4 protein-coding genes and 4 tRNA genes are annotated in these 4,273 nt (G+C 49.9%); 7 read left to right on the top strand and 1 reads right to left on the bottom strand.

Going from position 1 to position 4,273, the window contains the following annotated elements; translation table 11 throughout:
* The first annotated feature begins 195 nt into the window (after positions 1–195).
* Positions 196–1,251 carry a UDP-N-acetylmuramate dehydrogenase gene (gene murB / locus ACSEMK_RS23990; protein WP_430915551.1) on the top strand — a complete coding sequence of 352 codons (1,056 nt, stop codon included), beginning with the start codon at positions 196–198 and terminating at the stop codon, positions 1,249–1,251.
* Positions 1,248–2,210: a bifunctional biotin--[acetyl-CoA-carboxylase] ligase/biotin operon repressor BirA gene (gene birA / locus ACSEMK_RS23985; RefSeq protein WP_087859665.1), complete on the top strand. Its 963-nt coding sequence runs from the start codon at positions 1,248–1,250 to the stop codon at positions 2,208–2,210. Before murB ends, birA begins: the two co-directional genes overlap by 4 nt.
* Positions 2,211–2,236: 26 nt before the next feature.
* Here birA and coaA read toward each other — a convergent pair whose 3' ends face one another.
* On the bottom strand, positions 2,237–3,187 hold the full coding sequence (gene coaA / locus ACSEMK_RS23980) for a type I pantothenate kinase (protein WP_015368830.1): 951 nt from the start codon (positions 3,185–3,187) through the stop codon (positions 2,237–2,239).
* Positions 3,188–3,617: 430 nt separating this feature from the next.
* On the opposite strand from coaA, the gene ACSEMK_RS23975 reads away from it, so the two are divergent.
* From ACSEMK_RS23975 to ACSEMK_RS23955, 5 genes are all read left to right on the top strand, one after another.
* A tRNA-Thr gene (locus tag ACSEMK_RS23975) sits at positions 3,618–3,693 on the top strand.
* Between the two features lie 10 nt (positions 3,694–3,703).
* Positions 3,704–3,788 (top strand) — tRNA-Tyr (locus ACSEMK_RS23970).
* Between the two features lie 115 nt (positions 3,789–3,903).
* Positions 3,904–3,978 (top strand) — tRNA-Gly (locus ACSEMK_RS23965).
* A 5-nt stretch (positions 3,979–3,983) separates the two neighbouring features.
* Positions 3,984–4,059: transfer RNA gene (locus ACSEMK_RS23960), tRNA-Thr, on the top strand.
* A gap of 115 nt (positions 4,060–4,174) precedes the next feature.
* Positions 4,175–4,273, top strand: a 99-nt coding sequence (locus ACSEMK_RS23955; protein WP_001363157.1) for a GTP-binding protein, incomplete at its 3' end; no start/stop codon positions are given.

Raw genomic sequence — 4,273 nt, 5'->3', positions numbered from 1 at the left:
CAAGAAGAACCCCGTACCGAAAGGTGCGGGGTTTTTTGCTGTGTGGCGTCTATCCCCCCGGTGGCGCTGCGCTTACCGGGGCTACCGATCCTTCCCCGGTCTGCGCCGCCATTCATTAACGCCCATGATGACTAGAATCCGGCCCTGAACCGATATTATTCAGGCAAGCCTTCCCTCGCTATATACGGTAAACTAATGCAGATTTTGCATCAGGAAGCCACTATGAACCTCTCCCTCAAACCCTGGAATACCTTTGGCATTAGCCATTCTGCCAAAGCAATTGTACTTGCTGAAAATGAACAACAGTTGCTGGCTGCCTGGCAAGCCGCCGCTGCAGAACACCAACCTTGTCTGATCCTTGGAGAAGGAAGCAACGTTCTGTTCCTGAAAGACTATTCCGGCACGGTGATCATCAACCGCATCATGGGGATCGAGGTAAGCGAAACGTCTGAAGCCTGGCGTTTGCACGTTGGCGCCGGTGAAAACTGGCATCAACTGGTGCAATTTACGCTGGAAAATGGAATGCCTGGGCTGGAAAACCTGGCCTTAATTCCTGGCTGCGCAGGGTCGTCGCCAATTCAAAATATTGGTGCCTATGGCGTCGAGCTACAGCGAGTATGTGAATACGTAGACTGTATCGAACTTGAGACGGGTCGCAAGCAGCGCCTCTCTGCCGCAGAGTGTCGTTTCGGCTATCGCGACAGTATTTTCAAACATGAATATCAGGATCGTTACGCGATAGTGGCTGTTGGGCTATGGCTGAAAAAAGCGTGGCAGCCTGTCCTGACCTACGGTGATTTAACCCGTCTCGATCCGCAAACTGTTACCCCGCGCCAGGTATTTGATGCGGTTTGCCATATGCGTATGACCAAGTTACCGGATCCGAAAGTAAATGGTAATGCCGGAAGCTTCTTTAAAAACCCGGTCGTCAGTACTCAGGTCGCCCAGGCGTTGCTGGCAGCATTCCCTAATGCGCCACATTATCCACAGGCTGACGGCAGCATTAAGCTGGCGGCCGGTTGGCTTATCGACCAGTGTCAGCTAAAAGGTAAAACGATCGGTGGGGCTGCCGTTCACCGCCAGCAGGCGCTGGTACTGATCAACGAAAACCAGGCGACCAGCGATGATGTCGTTGGGTTGGCACACTATGTCCGCCAGCAGGTGGGCGAGAAATTTAACGTTTGGCTCCAGCCTGAAGTGCGCTTCATCGGAGAGCAGGGTGAAGTGAATGCGGAAGAGGTGATTGCATGAAAGACAATACCGTACCCCTGACGCTTATCTCTATTCTGGCGGATGGCGAGTTTCACTCTGGTGAACAACTCGGCGAACGCCTGGGAATGAGCCGCGCGGCAATTAACAAACATATGCAGACGCTCCGCGACTGGGGTGTTGATGTATTTACCGTACCAGGGAAGGGCTATAGCCTCCCTGAGCCGATCGAATTACTGGATGAGCAAAAGATTGCCGGGCAGATTAAACAAGGTCGTATTACCGTGCTGCCGGTGATTGATTCCACCAACCAGTATTTGCTGGATCGGCTGGACGAACTGGAGTCAGGTGATGCTTGTGTCGCTGAATATCAGCAGGCTGGTCGCGGTCGCCGCGGGCGTAAGTGGTTCTCACCGTTTGGGGCCAATCTTTATCTCTCCATGTACTGGCGTCTGGAACAAGGCCCTGCCGCTGCGATTGGTTTGAGCCTGGTCATCGGTATTGTGATTGCAGAAGTACTGCAGAGCCTGGGGGCGGATAACGTTCGGGTCAAATGGCCGAATGATATTTATCTGCAGGACCGCAAGTTGTCCGGTATCCTGGTAGAACTGACAGGTAAAACCGGTGATGCCGCGCAGATCGTCAGCGGTGCTGGTATCAACCTCGTGATGCGCCGGGTTGAGTCTGATGTTGTCAATCAGGGGTGGATCAGCCTTCAGGAGGCGGGAGTCTTCATTGACCGTAACACCCTGACGGCGCGTCTGGTGAAAGCGTTACGTACCGGTTTGCAGCTATTCGAACAGGAAGGTTTAACACCTTATCTGCCACGCTGGGAAAAACTGGACAACTTTATCAATCGGCCAGTGAAGCTAATTATTGGCGATAAGGAAATATTTGGTATTTCTCGCGGAATTGATGCGCAAGGGGCATTATTACTCGAGCAGGACGGGGTAATTAAACCTTGGGTCGGAGGCGAGATATCGCTGCGTAGCGCTGAATAAACAGAAGGGAGCTTGCGCTCCCTTTTTTATTTCCGTAGGCGAACTTGATCGACCGAATGATTTGCACTTTTGGTCATTATCAAGCTGGCCCGCTCTCTGGTTGGTAATATATTTTCTTTTAAGTTCAGTAGGTTGATCTCATTCCATAATGAAGTGGCAATATTGACCGCTTCGTCTTTTGAGAGTTTGGCGTAATTATGGAAATAAGAATCCGGATCGGTAAAAGCACCTTCACGGAATTTCAGGAAGCGATTGATATACCAGTTCTTTAATAAGTCTTCCGGCGCATCGACATAAATAGAGAAGTCGACAAAGTCAGAGACAAATACATGATGCGGATCGTGCGGATAATCCATCCCGCTTTGCAGAACGTTCAAACCTTCCAGAATAAGAATATCCGGTTGAGCAACGGTTTTATCGCCATCAGGAATAACATCATAAATCAGATGGGAATAGACAGGCGCGGTGGCATTTGGTACGCCAGATTTCAGGTCAGAAACAAACTTCACCAACCGATGCATATCATAGGACTGCGGGAAGCCCTTTTTCTTCATCAAGCCGCGTTCTTTTAACACCGAGTTAGGATGTAAGAAGCCATCGGTAGTTATCAGTTCAACATGACGATGTTCCGGCCAGCGGCTAAGCAGCGCCTGTAAAACACGCGCTGTTGTACTTTTACCCACCGCTACGCTACCTGCAATACTGATGATGTAAGGGATACGCTGGCCGTTGGTACCAAGGAATTGCTCAAGCACCGCCTGGCGACGGAGGTTGGAACTGATATAGAAATTGAGCAAACGTGACAGCGGCAAATAGATCTCGGCGACTTCTTCCAGCGAAAGATCTTCGTTGATGCCTTTTAACCGCGCGATTTCTTCCTCTGTCAGCGTCATCGGAACGGAATCACGAAGTGCAGCCCATTGGTTGCGGTTAAATTGTAGATAGGGTGTCATTAACGTCTGCTCTTTTTTGCTCATAAGCATGTTCTTACTATCACCGAAAAAGAGGTAGCGGTGATGCTTCACACTAGTTAATCAGGACAATGGGCAGGAGGGTAACACCAGAATGCCGGGAATAATAAGAAAAAAACTCATCGAAGGGCGCTTTCTCATAGCAGCATCACAAGTGATGAATAAGTAGAAAGAGGGGAGAAAGCGAGTCTGCTATCTTTGCAGGTTAGCGATCGCGCCTGCCACCAGGATTCCCAGGTGAAAAAACCGTCACTCTTGTATCTGACAGGCGCAGCGAAACAAATTCTGCATTAAGGAATGCGCTTTTTTTGCACTCCATTGTTTGAAATTACACCGTTTTTTCGCGTAAGAGCACAAAATGTGAGCAAGAGAACGTTTTATGCAAATTTTTAGTTGCATGAACTCGCAGGTCTCCCTAGAATGCGCGCTACTTGATGCCGACTTAGCTCAGTAGGTAGAGCAACTGACTTGTAATCAGTAGGTCACCAGTTCGATTCCGGTAGTCGGCACCATAACAATTTGGGTGGGGTTCCCGAGCGGCCAAAGGGAGCAGACTGTAAATCTGCCGTCATCGACTTCGAAGGTTCGAATCCTTCCCCCACCACCACTTTCGGGCGACGCTTTGCGTAGCCGGAGTTGGTTGGGTAAACTAATCAGCTCAACATTAAAGAGAGCAATCTCTTTTTTGTTACAGAAAGAACTGGGTAGCCGAGTTTCAGGATGCGGGCATCGTATAATGGCTATTACCTCAGCCTTCCAAGCTGATGATGCGGGTTCGATTCCCGCTGCCCGCTCCAGACGTGCTGATATGGCTCAGTTGGTAGAGCGCACCCTTGGTAAGGGTGAGGTCCCCAGTTCGACTCTGGGTATCAGCACCACTTCTTTATCTCTCCTTCCCTGTTTCTCTCTGTTTATTGCATTCAACAAGTCGGGCATGTTGCCTGGTTGATGTGGTGATATCACCGATTTATCCGTGTCTTAGAGGGACAATCGATGTCTAAAGAAAAGTTTGAACGTACAAAACCGCACGTTAACGTCGGTACTATCGGCCACGTTGACCATGGTAAAACAACGCTGACCGCTGCAATCACT

It is taken from the genome of Klebsiella sp. K-3 (assembly GCF_051207495.1).
GTDB classification, from domain to species: Bacteria; Pseudomonadota; Gammaproteobacteria; order Enterobacterales; family Enterobacteriaceae; genus Klebsiella; species Klebsiella aerogenes.
This window is presented reverse-complemented; position numbering and strand designations above follow the sequence as displayed.

What these genes read in the sequence shown, in the direction of transcription:
- birA (WP_087859665.1), top strand. Translation starts at nt 1,248, where the DNA reads ATGAAAGACAATACCGTACCCCTGACGCTTATCTCTATTCTGGCGGAT.
- coaA (WP_015368830.1), bottom strand. Translation starts at nt 3,187, where the DNA reads ATGAGCAAAAAAGAGCAGACGTTAATGACACCCTATCTACAATTTAAC.
- murB (WP_430915551.1), top strand. Translation starts at nt 196, where the DNA reads ATGCAGATTTTGCATCAGGAAGCCACTATGAACCTCTCCCTCAAACCC.